This window comes from Actinosynnema sp. CS-041913, assembly GCF_050942485.1.
Classification (GTDB): Bacteria; Actinomycetota; Actinomycetes; order Mycobacteriales; family Pseudonocardiaceae; genus Actinosynnema.
Genome location: NZ_CP192037.1, coordinates 8,590,005 through 8,605,583 on the forward strand (window position 1 = coordinate 8,590,005; position 15,579 = coordinate 8,605,583).

Annotated in this window: 14 protein-coding genes; 3 read left to right on the forward strand and 11 right to left on the reverse strand. The window is 70.4% G+C overall.

Features of this window, described 5'->3' with window-relative positions:
* Positions 1–39: 39 nt before the first annotated feature.
* The 3 genes from ACQPZF_RS38640 to guaB all read right to left on the reverse strand — a co-directional run bounded on the left by ACQPZF_RS38640 (position 40) and on the right by guaB (position 4,639).
* The gene (locus ACQPZF_RS38640) at positions 40–1,758 is read right to left on the reverse strand and encodes an FAD-dependent oxidoreductase (RefSeq protein ID WP_433265684.1); all 1,719 of its coding nucleotides are present in this window, start codon (positions 1,756–1,758) and stop codon (positions 40–42) included.
* 190 nt (positions 1,759–1,948) lie between these two features.
* Positions 1,949–3,082, reverse strand: a complete 1,134-nt coding sequence (locus ACQPZF_RS38645; protein ID WP_433265686.1) for a GuaB3 family IMP dehydrogenase-related protein — start codon at positions 3,080–3,082, stop codon at positions 1,949–1,951.
* Between the two features lie 45 nt (positions 3,083–3,127).
* Entirely contained in the window at positions 3,128–4,639 is a 1,512-nt protein-coding gene (gene guaB, locus ACQPZF_RS38650) for an IMP dehydrogenase (RefSeq protein WP_433265688.1), read from the reverse strand.
* A 69-nt stretch (positions 4,640–4,708) separates the two neighbouring features.
* Between guaB and ACQPZF_RS38655 the strand changes: the two genes are divergently transcribed.
* Positions 4,709–5,158: a DUF5319 domain-containing protein gene (locus ACQPZF_RS38655; RefSeq protein WP_433265690.1), complete on the forward strand. Its 450-nt coding sequence runs from the start codon at positions 4,709–4,711 to the stop codon at positions 5,156–5,158.
* A 188-nt stretch (positions 5,159–5,346) separates the two neighbouring features.
* On the opposite strand, the gene ACQPZF_RS38660 is transcribed toward ACQPZF_RS38655, so the two are convergent.
* The 5 genes from ACQPZF_RS38660 to ACQPZF_RS38680 form a co-directional block, all read right to left on the reverse strand.
* Positions 5,347–6,168: an anti-sigma-D factor RsdA gene (locus ACQPZF_RS38660; protein ID WP_433265692.1), complete on the reverse strand. Its 822-nt coding sequence runs from the start codon at positions 6,166–6,168 to the stop codon at positions 5,347–5,349.
* An 84-nt stretch (positions 6,169–6,252) separates the two neighbouring features.
* Entirely contained in the window at positions 6,253–6,825 is a 573-nt protein-coding gene (locus tag ACQPZF_RS38665) for a sigma-70 family RNA polymerase sigma factor (RefSeq protein ID WP_433265693.1), read from the reverse strand.
* Between the two features lie 235 nt (positions 6,826–7,060).
* On the reverse strand, positions 7,061–7,657 hold the full coding sequence (locus ACQPZF_RS38670) for a response regulator transcription factor (RefSeq protein WP_015805222.1): 597 nt from the start codon (positions 7,655–7,657) through the stop codon (positions 7,061–7,063).
* 80 nt (positions 7,658–7,737) lie between these two features.
* On the reverse strand, positions 7,738–8,712 hold the full coding sequence (locus ACQPZF_RS38675; RefSeq protein ID WP_433265695.1) for a hypothetical protein: 975 nt from the start codon (positions 8,710–8,712) through the stop codon (positions 7,738–7,740).
* A 33-nt stretch (positions 8,713–8,745) separates the two neighbouring features.
* Positions 8,746–9,771, reverse strand: coding sequence for a MerR family transcriptional regulator (locus ACQPZF_RS38680; RefSeq protein ID WP_433274916.1), 1,026 nt, complete (start codon positions 9,769–9,771; stop codon positions 8,746–8,748).
* A 189-nt stretch (positions 9,772–9,960) separates the two neighbouring features.
* Here ACQPZF_RS38680 and ACQPZF_RS38685 point away from each other — a divergent pair, with 189 nt between their 5' ends.
* The gene (locus tag ACQPZF_RS38685) at positions 9,961–10,257 is read left to right on the forward strand and encodes a WhiB family transcriptional regulator (protein ID WP_121009691.1); all 297 of its coding nucleotides are present in this window, start codon (positions 9,961–9,963) and stop codon (positions 10,255–10,257) included.
* 422 nt (positions 10,258–10,679) lie between these two features.
* Here the strand turns inward: ACQPZF_RS38685 and groL are convergent, their stop codons facing one another.
* Complete coding sequence (gene groL, locus ACQPZF_RS38690) at positions 10,680–12,302, reverse strand: chaperonin GroEL (protein ID WP_433265697.1); 1,623 nt, start codon at positions 12,300–12,302, stop codon at positions 10,680–10,682.
* Positions 12,303–12,393: 91 nt separating this feature from the next.
* Positions 12,394–12,687: a co-chaperone GroES gene (gene groES / locus ACQPZF_RS38695; RefSeq protein WP_158844728.1), complete on the reverse strand. Its 294-nt coding sequence runs from the start codon at positions 12,685–12,687 to the stop codon at positions 12,394–12,396.
* Positions 12,688–12,998: 311 nt separating this feature from the next.
* Here groES and ACQPZF_RS38700 point away from each other — a divergent pair, with 311 nt between their 5' ends.
* Entirely contained in the window at positions 12,999–14,504 is a 1,506-nt protein-coding gene (locus ACQPZF_RS38700; RefSeq protein ID WP_433265700.1) for an alkaline phosphatase D family protein, read from the forward strand.
* A 171-nt stretch (positions 14,505–14,675) separates the two neighbouring features.
* Here ACQPZF_RS38700 and ACQPZF_RS38705 read toward each other — a convergent pair whose 3' ends face one another.
* Positions 14,676–15,539, reverse strand: a complete 864-nt coding sequence (locus ACQPZF_RS38705; RefSeq protein ID WP_433265702.1) for an NAD(P)-dependent oxidoreductase — start codon at positions 15,537–15,539, stop codon at positions 14,676–14,678.
* Positions 15,540–15,579 lie beyond the last annotated feature (40 nt).

Genomic DNA, 15,579 nt, shown 5'->3' on the forward strand with positions numbered 1-15,579 from the left:
TTCACGCCGCGAAACTCTTCAGCACAACAGTCGGCGCGCCTACGACGTCCTCACCTCGACGATCGGCAGCCGCAACGCCCCGACCGCCGACGCCGGCACGGCGGGCCGCACCGGGCTCACCGCCGGCACGCGCCGGTACCCCTCGCCCTGGGCCGGCCGCCGATCGGCCTCACCCTTGTTGGGCCACAGCGAAAACGCCCGCTCCGCCTGCGCCGTGATGGTCAGCGACGGGTTCACGCCGAGGTTCGCCGAGATCGCCGCCCCGTCCACCACCGACAGGCCGGGGTAGCCGTAGACCCGGTGGTACGGGTCGATCACGCCGTGGTCGGCGTCCGAGCCGATCGGGCACCCGCCGATGAAGTGCGCGGTGAGGGGGACGTTGAACAGCTCGCCCCACGTGCCACCCGCCACGCCGCCGATGTGCTTGGCCGCCAACAGGTTCGCCTGGTAGCCGGCCGGGATGAACGCCGGGTTCGGCTCGCCGTGGCCCTGCTTGGAGGAGAGCTTGCGGCGGAACAGGCCCTTCTTGCTGAACGTCGTGATCGAGTTGTCCAGGCTCTGCATCACCAGCAGGATCACCGTCCGCTCGCTCCAGCGGCGCACGGACACGATCCGCGCGAACTGCACCGGGTGCCGCAACGCCTGCCCGAGGAACTGGAGCACGCGCGGCGTGCTCTTCGCGCCGTCCGTGGACAACGTCTGGAGCAGCCCCATGGCGTTGCTGCCCTTGCCGTAGCGGACCGGCTCGATGTGGGTCTGCTCGTCCGGGTGGATGGAGGAGGTGATCGCCACGCCCTGGCTGAAGTTCCGGTTCTCGTCCACGGTGAACCGACCCGCGCCGATGATCGACTCGGAGTTGGTCCGCGTCAGCTCGCCCAGCTTCGCCGACAGCCGGGGCAGCTTGCCCTCGGCCTTCATCCGGTGCAGCAGCTCCTGGGTGCCCCAGGTGCCCGCCGCCAGCACGACCTGGCCGGCGGTGATGGTGCGACGACCCTTGCGCACCTTGCCGCCCGTGCGACGGGTGCTGATCGACCACGTGCCGTCCCGCGCCTGGCGGAGGTCGGTGACCGTGGTGAGCGGCAGCACCTGCGCGCCGTTGCGTTCGGCGAGGTACAGATAGTTCTTGACCAGAGTGTTCTTCGCGCCCACCCGGCAGCCGGTCATGCACTCGCCGCACTCCACGCACCCGGTGCGCTTCGGCCCCGCGCCACCGAAGTAGGGGTCTTCGACCTCCGTGCCCGGCTCGCCGAAGAACACGCCGACCGGCGTGGCGTGGTAGCTCCCGGCCACGCCCATGTCCTCGGCGACCTTCCGCATGACCTCGTCGGACGGCGTGGTCGTCGGGTTCTCCACCACGCCCAGCATCCGGCTCGCCTGGTCGTAGAACGGGGCGAGTTCGGCCTCCCAGTCGGTGATGTGCGCCCACTGGCGGTCCCGGTAGAACGGCTTGAGCGGGCGGTAGAGGGTGTTCGCGTAGACCAGCGACCCGCCGCCGACGCCGGAGCCGGCCAGGACCACCACGTTGCGCAGGGCGTGGATGCGCTGGATGCCGTAACAGCCGAGCGCCGGCGCCCACAGGTAGCGCCGCAGGTCCCACGACGTCTTGGCGAACTCGTCGTCGGCGAACCGCCGACCCGCCTCGATCACCGCGACGCGGTAGCCCTTCTCGGTGAGGCGGAGGGCCGCGACGCTGCCGCCGAAGCCTGAACCCACGACGACGACGTCGTAATCGGTCTTGTTACCGGCGAGTTCACCCATGGCTGCGAGATTAGGGGTAACTTCGAGTAACAGCTAGTCCCAATCGGTTCAGACGCCGGAGCACGGCAAGGCCCTCGCCGCAGCGAGGGCTCTCGCACCCAACAATCTGTTGGCCAACGTTCTGTTGCCTAACAGAGCAGACGATCAGTTTCCCAACAGTCTGTCGCCGGACAGACGGTCAGCCGGACGGTCAGCCGCGGACGGTGAGGCCGACCTTCTGGAACTCCTTGATGTCCGAGTAGCCGGTCTTCGCCATCGCCCGGCGCAGCGAGCCGAACAGGTTCGTCACGCCGCGCGGGTCCACCGACGGCCCGAACAGCAGGCTGCGCAGGTCCACCACCTGGTCCACCCCGGTCGACACGTGGCTGCGCGGCACTGACGGGTGCGCCGACGACGCCGTCCAGTACAGCCCCTGGCCGGGTGCCTCGGCGGCAGCCGCCAGCGGCTCGCCGAGCATCACCGCGTCCGCGCCGCAGGCGATCGACTTGGCGACGTCACCGCTGGTCAGCACGCCACCGTCGGCGATGACGTGCACGTACCGGCCACCGGTCTCGTCCAGGTAGTCCCGCCGGGCCGCCGCCGCGTCCGCGATCGCGGTCGCCATCGGGACGCCGATGCCGAGCACCGAGTCCGTCGTGGTCACGCCGGGCGTGTAGCCGTAGCCGACGATCACGCCCGCCGCGCCGGTGCGCATCAGGTGCATCGCCGTCCGGTAGTCACCGACACCGCCCGCGATGACCGGGATGTCCAGGTCCGCGATGAACGACTTGAGGTTCAGCGGCTCGCCGTCCCGCGAGACGTGCTCGGCCGAGATGATCGTGCCCTGGACGACCAGGATCTCCACGCCCGCCGCGAGCAGGTCCGGCGTCAGCTCGGCGGCCCGCTGGGGGCTCACCCGCACCGCCACCGTCACACCCGACTCGCGCACCTGCTTGATCGCCTCGGCGATCAGGTCCAGGCGGACCGGCGCGGAGTGCAACTCCTGGAGCACCTTGACCGGGCCGGCCGGGTCGTCGGTGTCCTCCACCGCCTGCACCAGCCGGAACAACGCCTCGTCCACGTCGCCGTGGCGCGCCCACAGGCCCTCGGCGTTGAGCACGCCCAAGCCGCCCAGCTCGCCGACCGCCACCGCCGTGCCCGGCGACATGATCGCGTCCGTGGGGTGGGTGATCAGCGGGATCTCGAACCGGTAGGCGTCGATCTGCCACGCCGTCGAGACGTCCTTCGATGACCGGGTCCGGCGGGACGGGATGATCTCGACGTCGTCCAGCTCGTAGGCCCGCCTCGCGGTCCGGCCCATGCCGATCTCGACCAGATCGCGCACCTTTGTCGTCCTCTCGTGGAGCTAGCGGAACCAGAGGACCCTAGCTCAACGGGTCGTGTAGTTCGGAGCCTCTACGGTCATCGTGATGTCGTGCGGGTGGCTTTCCTTCAGCCCCGCCGCGGTGATCCGCACAAGCTGCTTGCGCTGGAGGTCGGAGACCGTCTTCGAGCCGGTGTAGCCCATGGCCGCGCGCAGGCCGCCGACGAGCTGGTGCACCACCGACGACAGCGGGCCGCGGAACGGCGTGCGGCCCTCGATGCCCTCCGGCACGAGCTTGTCCTCGGACAGCACGTCGTCCTGGAAGTAGCGGTCCTTGGAGTACGACTTGGCCTCGCCACGGCCCTGCAACGCGCTCAGCGAGCCCATGCCCCGGTAGGTCTTGAACTGCTTGCCGTTGACCAGCACCAGCTCGCCCGGGGCCTCGGCGGTGCCCGCGAGCAGGCTGCCCAGCATGACCGTGCTCGCGCCGGCCGCGATCGCCTTCGCGATGTCGCCCGAGTACTGGATGCCGCCGTCGCCGATCACCGGGACGCCCGCCGGCGCGCACGCCAGGCTCGCCTCGTAGATCGCGGAGATCTGCGGCACACCGACACCCGCGACCACGCGCGTGGTGCAGATCGAGCCGGGGCCGACGCCCACCTTCACGCCGTCCGCGCCCGCGTCCACCAGCGCCTGCGCGCCCGCGCGGGTCGCCACGTTGCCGCCGACGACGTCGACCTCCTCGCCCAGCTCCTTCTTCACCCGGGCGACCATCTCCAGCACGTTGCGCTGGTGGCCGTGCGCGGTGTCCACCATGATCACGTCGATGCCCGCGTCGGCCAGCGCCATCGCGCGGGCGAAGCTGTCCTCGCCGACGCCGATCGCCGCGGCGCACAGCAGGCGGCCGTCCGGGTCCTTGGAGGCGTTCGGGTACTGCTCGGTCTTGACGAAGTCCTTGACGGTGATCAGGCCGCGCAGCTTGCCGTCGCCGTCCACGATCGGCAGCTTCTCGATCTTGTGGCGGCGCAGCAGGCCCAGCGCGGCCTCGGCGGAGACGCCGACCTGCGCGGTGACCAGCGGGCCCTTGGTCATGACCTCGCTCACCTTGCGGGAGTGGTCCACCTCGAACCGCATGTCCCGGTTGGTGATGATGCCGACCAGCTTGCCGCTGCCGTCCGTCACCGGGACGCCGGAGATGCGGTAGCGGGCGCACAGGTCGTCGACGTGCTTGATGGTGTCGTCGGGGGTGCAGGTGACCGGGTCGCTGACCATGCCGGCCTCGGAGCGCTTCACCGTCTCGGCCTGGCGGGCCTGCTCCTCGACGGACAGGTTGCGGTGCAGCACGCCGATGCCGCCCTGGCGGGCCATCGAGATGGCCATCCGGCCCTCGGTCACGGTGTCCATCGCGGCGGACGCCAGCGGGACGCGGAGGGTGATGTTGCGGGAGAGCCTGGTGCTGGTGTCCACGCCGCTCGGCACGATCTCGGACTCAGCGGGCAGCAGCAGTACATCGTCGAAGGTCAGTCCCAGCATGGCGAACTTGGGCGGGACTCCGTCAGCGTTGAGCTCGCTGGTCATGGCGGCTGGCTTGCCTTCCGTCGTGCGGTGATCCCGCCGCCCGCGCGGAGGGGTTTTCCGCAGGCGGCGATGGGTTCAGCCCATGGTATCTGGACGTGGTCGGGGGTCCGCCCGGTACCGTGCGTGGTCGTGCCGCACGACGCGTTGCCACCAGACCCGTTCGCGGGCGACCCCGAGGACCCGGCGCGGGCCCTGGGCGCTCCGGACGACGACCACGACCACCCGCCGATGGACGACGTCGAGCGGGCCGAGCTGATCGGCGACCTGAGCGACCTCGCCGTGTACCAGGCGCTGCTGGAACCCCGTGGTGTCAGAGGAATCGTGGTGGACTGCGGCGAATGCCAGGAGCCGCACTACCACGACTGGGCGCTGCTGCGGTCGAGCCTGGAGCAGTTGCTGGCGGACGGCCGGATGCGTCCCCACGAGCCCGCCTACGACCCGGATCCGGTCTCGTACGTGAGCTGGGAGTACTGCCGCGGCTACGCGGACGGCGTGACGGCGACCGAGAGCGCCCGCTGAGCCGACGCCCCGCGCCCTTCGAGGTGTGACGAATCACTCGTCACCCGCTTCGCCAAACCTGCGGAGGATCGTTCAACAATCCTCGCCTTCGCGAGTGTCGGACCCGGTGCTCACGACCCGATGAACGGGACTGCCCGCTCCTCGTGGCGAGGAGCGGGCAGTCCGTCGGAGCCTTGGACTCCCGGCGGTCAGCCGGTGGACACCGTGCCGTTGGGCTCGTTGTTCGTGCCGGGTTCGCTGCGGGTCTCACCGGCGGGCGGCTCACCGCTCGGCGGCGGCGGCACGGCCGTGCCGTCCGTGGTCGGCACGGTGGTCGTCGTCGTGGTCGGCACGGTGGTCGTGGTGGGTGCCGTGGTCGACGTCGACTGCGTGGTGGACGACGGCGCGCTCGGCTCCGTCGGCAGGGCCGGCGTCGTGGACGTCGTGTGGCTGGACGGCGTGTTCGGCGGCTGCGGTGTCGTGCTGGTCAGTTCGCGCAGCAGCGACTCGCGCTTCTTCGTCAGATCGGCCTTGCCGTCGTCCGCCGCGATGGAGGGCAGCACCTCACCCGCCTTGTCCAGCAGGTCGCGGGCTTCGCTGTACCGGCCCGCGCTCATCGCGTTGCGGGCGGTCTCCAGGTCGCTGCTGACCTTCACGGCTGCTTCCACCGACCGCGCGTGGTCGGAGTAGAGGACCCTGGTCAGGCTCCAGAGCGCGTCACCCGGCTGGGCGTCGCGTGCGACCAGGCTCATCCCGGTGAACGCGATCGCCAGCACGGCGGCGGCGCTCGCGAGCGGGATCAGGAAGCGGTGCCGGCTCCGTGACAGGGGGCGGGCGGCGGCGATCGTCGCCACGGCGGTGTCGGTGTCGACCAGTTCGCCCATGGGGCGGCTGTCGACCTCCTGCCGCCAGGCGAGCAGCAGCGCGTTCAGCTCATCCTCGACCAACGCGTCGGTCTGGCCACGCCCGCCGAGCGCGTCCAGCAACGCGTCATCAGCCCGGATGCCCGCGAGGTCGTCGCCGGGCTCCACCTGGGGGTCATCGGAAGTGAGGGGGGTTCTCTCATCCGGTCCGCGCACGACTTGTCCATCGCCCTTCTCGTGCTGGTCGGCCACTCAGACCACCTCCTCCGCTGCCAACGTCTTGCGAAGGCGGGCCAAGGCGCGGTGTTGCGCCACCCGCACCGCGCCCGGCGTGGAGCCGACCGCGTCGGCGGTTTCTTCGGCCGACAGGCCGACGACCACTCGGAGCAGCAGGATTTCCCGCTGCTTCTCGGGAAGGATCTTCAGGAGCTGGGCCATCCGACCCGACAGCTCGCCCTGCATGGCGCGCTGTTCCGGGCCGGCCTCCATCTCGGGGGCGTCCGGCACCTCCGGGACCGGTTCGGACCGGTTCCGGGCGGCTGAGCGATGAGCGTCGGCGACCTTGTGCGCTGCGATCCCGTAGACGAACGCCAAGAACGGCCGACCCTGGTCGCGATAGCTGGGCAGGGCCGTCAGCACCGCGAGACACACCTCCTGGGCCACGTCGTCCGCCGAAGCGAAAGACCTCTCCTGCCTTCCGACTCGGGCGCGGCAGTACCGCACCACCAGGGGACGAATGGATGCCAGCAGTCGCTCGATCGCGTGGCGGTCGCCATCGACGGCTGCGCCCACTTCGGCGTCCAGTCCGTCCCCCAAGTTGGTCATCGCAGACAACAGCCCTGGTGTTACGTGTAGGCGTACCGACAACGAACGGCACGGGACGATCGACGTCGCCCGTACCGGTGACACTAACCGTACCTGTCGCGGGTTTGGTTGTGCGCAAATGGGGTCCAAAGACCCCACCGGACCTGCCGACACGCCCGAACACGAACCAGCCCGGCGACGGCATGCGTCACCGGGCTGACCGGAGGAAGGAGTGCCGGTTGGGGTGACCCGGCGGTTACGACACCAGACCGCGCCGGAAGCCGTGCGCGACGGCCTGGGCGCGGTCGCGGACGCCGAGCTTGCGGAACAGCCGGCGCGCGTGGGTCTTGACGGTGTCCTCCGACAGGTAGAGCTCGCGCCCGATCTGCCCGTTGCTCTTGCCCTGGCTCATCCCGCGCAACACCTGGAGCTCCCGCTCGGTGAGCTGGACCCCCGGGTCCGACGGCTGACGCGGAGCGGGCACGGAGGTGCTCGCCAGCGTGTGCGCGAGCGCGGCCACCAACTCTGGGCGCGAGGCGTCCCAGCGGAGGTAGCCGCGGGCGCCGCCCGCGATGGCGGCGGCGATGCTGCCCGCGTCGTCCGGCGCGCCGAACACGATGACGTTTGCCTGCGGGTTGGCCGAGACGAGTCGCCGGGTCGCTTCGACCCCGGTCGGGACGGCGCGCTGGGTTCCCACCAGCACCACGTCGACCGGCTGCCTGGAGAAGCGAGCCAACAACTCGTCACCGTGCGCTACGCAGTCGATGCGGCTAACCCCTGGGACAGCCGACATCACGCGGGTGAGACCCTCCCGCACACTGCGCCGGTCGTCGCAAATAAGGACCGTGGTCACGGGGACTCCTTCCTGCAGCCGAGTGACGTTCCACTTCCCCTATCGGACGCTAGGGGCGGAACCTTGACACGATCCGGTGCTTAATCCGTCAAGAAGTTCGTCTCAGCGTCTGCGTTCGGGGGTTCCCCGGAACGGAGCAGCGCCATCGGGATCCACGGAGAGTGTGCCGCGAGTCGTCGGCTGATCGGATCAGCTCTGCGTAACACGCAGCTCAGAGCGTTGACGGCGGATTTCCGGACGTTTTCGCTATCCGCAGGATTGCGGACAACAGGGCTGGTCAGGAGCACGAGTGCCGTCGGCCAGGACAACGAGAAAAGGCCTCTGCGGTCAGTGTGATTTAGGTCACACCACAGCGTTCGCGCGCCCCGCTCGACGCTTTCGGGTGTCCCCCACACCACTAACGCGGTCCCCAGGACGAGGCGGGACTTGAGGATGTGTCGCGTTGCGTCGGCCGTTTCGGCGTGCCGAACGGCGGCCTCGGCCGGCCCGACCGCTCGCTCCGCGTGACCACCGGCCAGCTCGATCTCGGCGGCCACCCAGTGCTTGCGGACGGTGGTGCGCCAACTCCGCGGTTCGACCAGAGCGTGCAGCCGCCGCGCCTCCCCGAGCCTGCCGGCGCCCAGGGCGTCGGCCGCCAGCCCGAGCAAGGCGTCACCCCGCGCCCCGGCAAGATCCACACCGTCTTCGTCCCACACGCCCGCCAGGCCGTCCGGACTGTCAGCAGCCGAATAGTCAGCGGCCAATCTGTCTGCGGCCAGACGATTCGCCGGCGGCAGGGTCGCGAGGGCCAGGGCGTCGAGCTTGCGGGCGGCGGCGTGGCCGCCGAGTTGGCGGCGGTGCGAGGCGAGGGTGGAGGCGGCCAGCGAAGCGATCAGACGATCACCGGACCGGACCAGCGTGCCCAGCAGGGTCGCGGCGGCGGCGTAGTGCCCTTGGCCGCCCAGGACGACCGCGGCGAGCCAGCGTTCCCGGGGCGTGCCGGCCGCCGCGTGCCGCACATCGGCCTCGGGCCGGTCGCCGAACGCCGCCGCGCGTAGGGAGTCCACATGAACCATTGTCCGCGAAATCATTGATCAACAGATGGTTGATCAGCAGACGGCCCGTTCGATGGCGTCCGCCGCCTCCACCAAGTCCTTGACCCGCTCGGCCGGCGCGGGCACGACCCCGCGCGTCCACCCCGGCCCGCCGACGAACACCCGCACCTGCTGCCGGGTCCGCGGCAACGCCGACACCGCGCCCGGATCGGCGTAGCGCGGGAGCTGCGCCCACAGCACGACCGCCGAGGGCGCGGTACGGCGCACGGCGGAGGAGAGGGCGTCCAGCGGGAGGGCCGCACCGAGCTGGCGGACGCCCACACCACGCTCGGCGAGCACCGCCGCCAACGGGTAGAGCGGCAGGTTGTGCCGTTCCTCCGGCATGCACGCCAGCAGCACCGGCCGGTGGTTGCGCGGCTCGGCGACGATCGGCGTGGCACGGATCATCGCGGCCAGCACGCACTCGTCCAGCAGGTGCGACACCTCGACGCCCGCGCCGGAATGCTCCCAGCGCGCGGCGATCGCGCTGAGGACCGGCCGGACGACGTCGTTCCAGGTCGCGACCACGCCGTCCTGCGCGATCGAGTCGGCCAACAACAATTGGACCGCAGACGAATCCATCGCCAACGCCGCCCGGCCCACCCCCCGTGCCAACCGCCCGGCGCCCGGCAGCTTGAGCCCGCGACCACCGGCAGGCGGCGAGCCGGTGTCGAACTCGCCACCGGCCAACACCGCCGGCGCGACCTCAGGCGGCCGGACGACGAGTCGTGGCTGCGGCACCGGCGTGGCGAGGGCATACTTGGCCGCCTCGGCGCTGGAGGCCCCCCGGAGCAGTGCCCGCTGCATCAGCTCCAACCGCGCCACGTCCGTGGGTGCGTACTTCCGGTGTCGCCCGGTGGTGTGATCACTGGGTCCGAGGCCGTACCGCCGGTCCCACGTGCGCAAAGTAGCCGGCGCGACGCCCAGCCGCCGGGCGACCGCGGCCACCGACAAGGTCACCGAATGCGCAGGATCGTCTTCTGCCGCAACGGTTTCCCGCTCGCCGTCCGGCATCGCCGCGGTGTGCTCGGGGGGCGTCATCACGCTGACATCGTCCGTTCACCTGACGTCACGGGCAACTCCTGGGGTGACGCGGACTGATCACCCATCGAATGAATTGCCCTATTTCTGCCCCTGACCCCCTTGAACAAGTTTTGGCGCGGTTCTACGGTGGATCATCGTTAAGCCGAATGGAGCAGTTCACGTCAGTGGGCCAAGGAGGCGGTCTCGATGGCGGACACCCGAAGGCTTCCCGGTCCCAACGCCGATCTGTGGGACTGGCAGATGCGCGGCTCGTGCCGCGGGATGGACAGCGCGTTCTTCTTCCACCCGGACGGCGAGCGCGGCCCGGCGAGGGCCAGGCGGGAGGCACGGGCGAAAGCCGTGTGCCTGTCGTGTCCCGTGTTGGAGATGTGCCGGCGACACGCGCTGGCGGTGCAGGAGCCGTACGGGATCTGGGGTGGTCTCTCGGAATCCGAACGCGACAGCATCATCAAGGCGCGCAAGCGGCAGTTGGCGTTGACCTGACGCGTGCGGGCACGGGAGACAGCCACGCGGAGGGGGCGGCATCCACGGATGCCTGCCCCTTCGACGTGCTTCAGGAGGGTGGTGGCCGTGCGAGGCGGATGGCCGACGCGATTACCGCTGGACGGTGCGCGACGGGCCGGTTCACGCGGCGCGGCCAGGCCAGCCCGCCCAGGCCCGCCCAGGCCCGCCCAGACCAGGCTCGGCCAGGCTCGGCCAGCGGGTCACTCGCGGAGTCGGCGGGTCGCTCGCGGAGTCGGAGGGCGCATCAAGCCGCCTTCATGGTCACGAAGCCACGTCCGTGCTCCGGGAACGCCGAAGGGGCGGCACCCCGGTGGGCGCCGCCCCTTCGGGCGGTCGTTCGGCTCGTCGGACCGGGTCGGCTGGTGGAGCCGGCGCCGGTTCAGCCAGGTGAGCCGGCCGGCTCAGTGGCCGTGGCCGTGACCGTGGCCGTGACCGGCCGCGGCGGGCTCCTCTTCCTTCTTCTCCACGACGGCGCTCTCCGTGGTGAGCACCATGCGCGCGATGGAAGCGGCGTTCGAAACGGCCGAGCGGGTGACCTTGACCGGGTCGATGATGCCTGCTTCGAGCAGGTCGCCGTAGGTCAGGGTGGCCGCGTTGAGGCCGAAGCCCCAGTCCTGCTCGCGGACCTTGTTGACCACGACCGCGCCTTCCAGGCCGGCGTTCGCCGCGATCCAGAACAGCGCCGAGCCGAGGGCCTCGCGGACCACGGCGACGCCGGTCGCCTCGTCGCCGGTCAGGTCCAGGTCGCCGTCGAGCACCTTGGCCGCGTGCACCAGCGCCGAACCGCCGCCGGGCACGATGCCCTCCTCGACCGCCGCCTTGGTCGCCGCCACCGCGTCCTCGATGCGGTGCTTGCGCTCCTTCAGCTCGGTCTCGGTGGCCGCGCCGACCTTGATCACCGCGATGCCGCCGGACAGCTTGGCGAGCCGCTCCTGGAGCTTCTCGCGGTCCCAGTCGGAGTCCGTGGCCTCGATCTCGCGGCGCAACTGCTCCGCGCGACCCGCCACGTCGGCCTTCGCGCCGCCGCCGTCGACGATGGTCGTGTTGTCCTTGGACACCACGATGCGCCGCGCCGAGCCCAGCACGTCCAGGCCGGCCTCGGACAGCTTCAGGCCCACCTCGGCGGCGATGACCTGGCCGCCGGTGACGACCGCGAGGTCGTCCAGGAACGCCTTGCGGCGGTCGCCGAAGTACGGCGCCTTGACCGCGACCACGCGCAGCGTCTTGCGCAGGGCGTTGACCACGAGGGTGGACAGCGCCTCGCCCTCGACGTCCTCGGCGATGATGACCAGCGGCTTGCCCGCCTCGGCCACCTTCTCCAGGATGGGCAGCAGGTCGGCCAGGGCGCCGATCTTCTCGCGGTGCAGCAGGATGCGGGCGTCCTCGAACACCGTCTCCTGCGCTTCGAGGTCGGTCGCGAAGTGCGCCGAGATGTAGCCCTTGTCGAACTGCACGCCCTCGGTGATCTGCAGCTCGGTGGCCAGCGACGAGGACTCCTCGACGGTGATCACACCGTCCTCGCCGACCTTCTCGATGGCCTCGCCGAGCAGGTTGCCGATCGACGCGTCACGCGACGACACGGTGCCCACCTGGGCGATGTTGTCGCGGCCCTTGACCGGGGTGGCCTTGCCCTTCAGCGCGTCCACGACGGCGTCGGCGGCGGCCTGGATGCCGCGGCCGAGCGAGGTCGGGTTCGCGCCCGCGGCGACGTTGCGCAGACCGACCCGCACCATGGCCTGGGCCAGCACGGTCGCGGTCGTCGTGCCGTCGCCGGCCACGTCGTTGGTCTTGGTGGCCACGCTCTTCGCGAGCTGGGCGCCGAGGTTCTCGAACGGGTCTTCCAGCTCGATCTCGCGGGCGATGGTCACACCGTCGTTGGTGACCGTCGGCCCACCGAACTTCTTGTCGAGCACCACGTGCCGGCCGCGCGGACCGAGGGTCACCTTGACCGTGTCCGCGAGCTTGTTCACGCCGCGCTCAAGAGCCCGACGAGCGTCCTCGTCGAAGCTGATCTGCTTGGGCATTACCTGGCCTCTCTCAGAAGCGCGAAACGCCCCGGTATCCCCGGTCGCGAACGAGTGGGGTCGCCGGGGCGTCCTGCGTGTCAGCCGAACGTCAGTTGATGACGGCCAGCACGTCGCGGGCGGAGAGGATGAGGTACTCCTCGCCGTTGTACTTGACCTCGGTGCCGCCGTACTTGGAGTAGATGACGACATCGCCGACAGCCACGTCCACGGGGATGCGGTTGCCCTTGTCGTCGATCCGGCCGGGGCCGACCGCGAGGACCTTGCCCTCCTGGGGCTTCTCCTTCGCGGTGTCCGGGATCACAAGGCCGGAAGCCGTCGTGGTCTCGGCCTCGCTGGCCTGGACGACGATCTTGTCCTCGAGCGGCTTGATGTTCACGCTCACCGGGCTGACCTCCACGGTCGTCGAAAGCGTTGGCAGGTTGCGTTTACGGCTCCTGCCACCCCGCCGTCGCGGGGGTCGGGGCGGTTGCTGGTGCCGTGCATCTAGCACTCTACCCATGCGAGTGCCAACGCTTCAACGAGCCCCTCCCAGTCTCCCCGGACAGGGAGCCCTGCCACCCGATCGGGTGGCGCGGTGCCGGGTTCACCCGCCTGCGCCGCGACCGGCCGAGCTGCGTGGGAGAAGTGGAGCTGTCGGCTGTTGGCACGCTCCAGTTCACTTGGACGCCACCCTGATGGGTGACGGTCTGGGGCATGACTTCCGTGACACGGCGTTCCCTGATCATCGGCGGCGTGGCCCTGGCCACGGCGGGTGCCGGCGTGGCCAAGCTGGACAACCCCTTCACGCTCGGCGTCGCGTCCGGCGACCCGAGCCACGACGGCGTGGTGCTGTGGACCAGGCTGGCGCCCAAGCCGGTGAACGAGGACGGCCTCGGCGGGATGCCGAACCGGGTCGTGCCGGTGCACTGGGAACTGGCCGAGGACGAGCGGTTCCGCCGGGTGGTGCGGCGGGGCGTGGAACTGGCCCGGCCGCAGTCGGCGCACAGCGTGCACGTGGAGCCGTTCGGGCTGCGTGCCGGCCGCGAGTACTTCTACCGGTTCCGGGTGGACGGGCACGTCTCGCCGGTCGGGCGCACCCGGACCGCGCCCGAGCCGTGGGCGATCGGGTCGGACCTGACCATGTGCTTCGCGTCCTGCGCGCACTTCGGGGAGGGGTACTTCACGGCGTACCGGCGGCTCGCCGAGGACGACCCCGACCTGGTGCTGCACCTGGGCGACTACCAGTACGAGTACGCGGCCAAGGCGTCCGACGCGCGGGTCGTGCTCGGGCCGGAGACCCGCACGCTGGCCGACTACCGGCTGCGGCACGCCCAGTACAAGACGGACGCCGACCTCCAGTTCGCGCACTCCGTCGCGCCCTGGCTGGTCGTCTGGGATGATCATGAGACCGAGAACAACTGGGCGGACGAGGTGCCCGAGCAGCCGGACCCGGATTTCGCGGCACGGCGGGCGGCGGCGTTCCAGGCCTACTACGAGAACATGCCGCTGCGGCGCGGCGCCCGGCCCAACGGCATCGACATGCAGCTCTACCGGCGGGTGCGGTGGGGCAACCTGGCGACGTTCCACATGCTCGACACCCGGCAGTACCGGGACGACCAGGCGTGCGGGGACGGCTGGAAGACCTGCGCGGACGCGGGTTCGCCGACCCGGACCATCACCGGCGCCGCGCAGGAGGCGTGGCTGCTGGACGGGTTCCGGCGGTCGCGGTCGCGGTGGGACGTGCTGGGGCAGCAGGTGTTCTTCGCCGAGCGCGACCGCAAGGACGGGCCGGAGAAGGAGCTGTCCATGGACTCGTGGGACGGCTACCTGGCGTCCCGGGACCGCATCACGCGCGGTTGGGTGGACGCCCGCGTGCGCAACACCGTCGTGCTGACCGGTGACGTGCACGCGCACTACGCGGCGGACGTCAAGGCCGACTGGAACGACCCGGCGTCGCGGACGGTCGGCACCGAGTTGGTGTGCACGTCGGTCACTTCCGGCGGTGACGGCAACGACACCGTGGACCAGACGCAGTTGCGGTTGAACCCGCACATCAAGCTGCACAGCCGCCGACGCGGGTATGTGCGGACCCGGTTCTCCTCGTCGGAGATGCGGGCGGACTTCCGCACGCTGCCGTTCGTGCGGACGCCGGGGGCCGAGGCCGTGACGCTCAAGTCGTTCGTGGTGGAGGACCGCAACCCCGGCCTGAACCCGGTCTGAGCTTTCTTAGCCGGTCTGGGCATTCCCGGACCGGTCTGGGCGATCGCCACCGCCTGTCGGTGGTCCTGGCGCAGCGGTGATGCGCGGTGGCCTCTCCGCGCCGATGGTCGTCGGCGTGGAGAGGCCACCGGTCCGTGATCGTCTGAGCGACGATGGTCAGTCGGACGATCGTCAGCCAGCAGACGGCTTCATCACGTTGTAGAGGGCGGTCCAGTTGTCCCGGCCGTGCCCGGCTTCGATGCCGCGCCGGTAGAGCGACTGGACCGCCTTCGGCAGCTCGGCGTCCACGCCGGTCGCCTCGCTGGCGCCGACGACGTGGTCGGCGGTGGCGCCCATCATCAGGATGTTCGCCAGGTCGCCCGGGTGTTCGCCGCGGTCGATGTCGCGGACCGTCTCGTCGAGGTACATGGTCATCGATTCGGCGTTGTCCCGCAGGTACGGCGCGAACTGCGCCGCGGTCACGCCGGCCGTCTTGACCAGGGCGATGCTGTGCAGCATCCCGGCCAGCGTGGTCAGGAAGTAGTCGAGCTGCGCCTGGTAGAAGAGCTGGGCCAGCGAATGGTCTTCGCCCAGATAGTCGGTTCGACCGATGACCTTCAAGGTGTCCTGGTGGGCCTCGAAGACCTCCTTCGGTCCGCTGTAGAAGACGTACGCGCCCTCCTCGCCGACCAGCGGAGCGGGCACCATCACGCCGCCCGCCAGCAGTTCCGCGCCCCGCTCGGCGAGCCACGCGGCGGCCTTCAGGGTCTGCTCCGGGGTGTCGGAGCTCAGGTTGACAATCGTCTTACCGGCAATCGTCTGGTCGCCAAGGATGTCGTACATCGCGGCGTAATCCGTCAGGCTCAAGACGATCAGCTTGTTCGCTTCCAGGGCCTCCTGCGGGGTGGCGGCCCGCGTGGCGCCCTTCTCGACCAGTGCGTCGGCTCGGCTCGCGGTCCGGTTCCAGACCGTCGTGGGGTGACCGTGCGCCAGGAACTTGCCGACCATGGCCTGCCCCATCGGGCCGAGTCCGATCACCGTCAGCGGCGTGCTCATCTTGTTTCTCGCTTTCCTCGTCGGTGTCCTCGATGGTGCG

Bases quoted from the DNA above. Each gene is read 5' to 3' on its own strand.
- ACQPZF_RS38640 (WP_433265684.1), bottom strand. From the start codon at position 1,758: ATGGGTGAACTCGCCGGTAACAAGACCGATTACGACGTCGTCGTCGTG.
- guaB (WP_433265688.1), bottom strand. From the start codon at position 4,639: ATGACCAGCGAGCTCAACGCTGACGGAGTCCCGCCCAAGTTCGCCATG.
- ACQPZF_RS38655 (WP_433265690.1), top strand. From the start codon at position 4,709: ATGGGTTCAGCCCATGGTATCTGGACGTGGTCGGGGGTCCGCCCGGTA.
- ACQPZF_RS38665 (WP_433265693.1), bottom strand. From the start codon at position 6,825: ATGACCAACTTGGGGGACGGACTGGACGCCGAAGTGGGCGCAGCCGTC.
- ACQPZF_RS38675 (WP_433265695.1), bottom strand. From the start codon at position 8,712: ATGGTTCATGTGGACTCCCTACGCGCGGCGGCGTTCGGCGACCGGCCC.
- ACQPZF_RS38680 (WP_433274916.1), bottom strand. From the start codon at position 9,771: ATGACGCCCCCCGAGCACACCGCGGCGATGCCGGACGGCGAGCGGGAA.
- ACQPZF_RS38685 (WP_121009691.1), top strand. From the start codon at position 9,961: ATGGCGGACACCCGAAGGCTTCCCGGTCCCAACGCCGATCTGTGGGAC.
- groL (WP_433265697.1), bottom strand. From the start codon at position 12,302: ATGCCCAAGCAGATCAGCTTCGACGAGGACGCTCGTCGGGCTCTTGAG.
- ACQPZF_RS38700 (WP_433265700.1), top strand. From the start codon at position 12,999: ATGACTTCCGTGACACGGCGTTCCCTGATCATCGGCGGCGTGGCCCTG.
- ACQPZF_RS38705 (WP_433265702.1), bottom strand. From the start codon at position 15,539: ATGAGCACGCCGCTGACGGTGATCGGACTCGGCCCGATGGGGCAGGCC.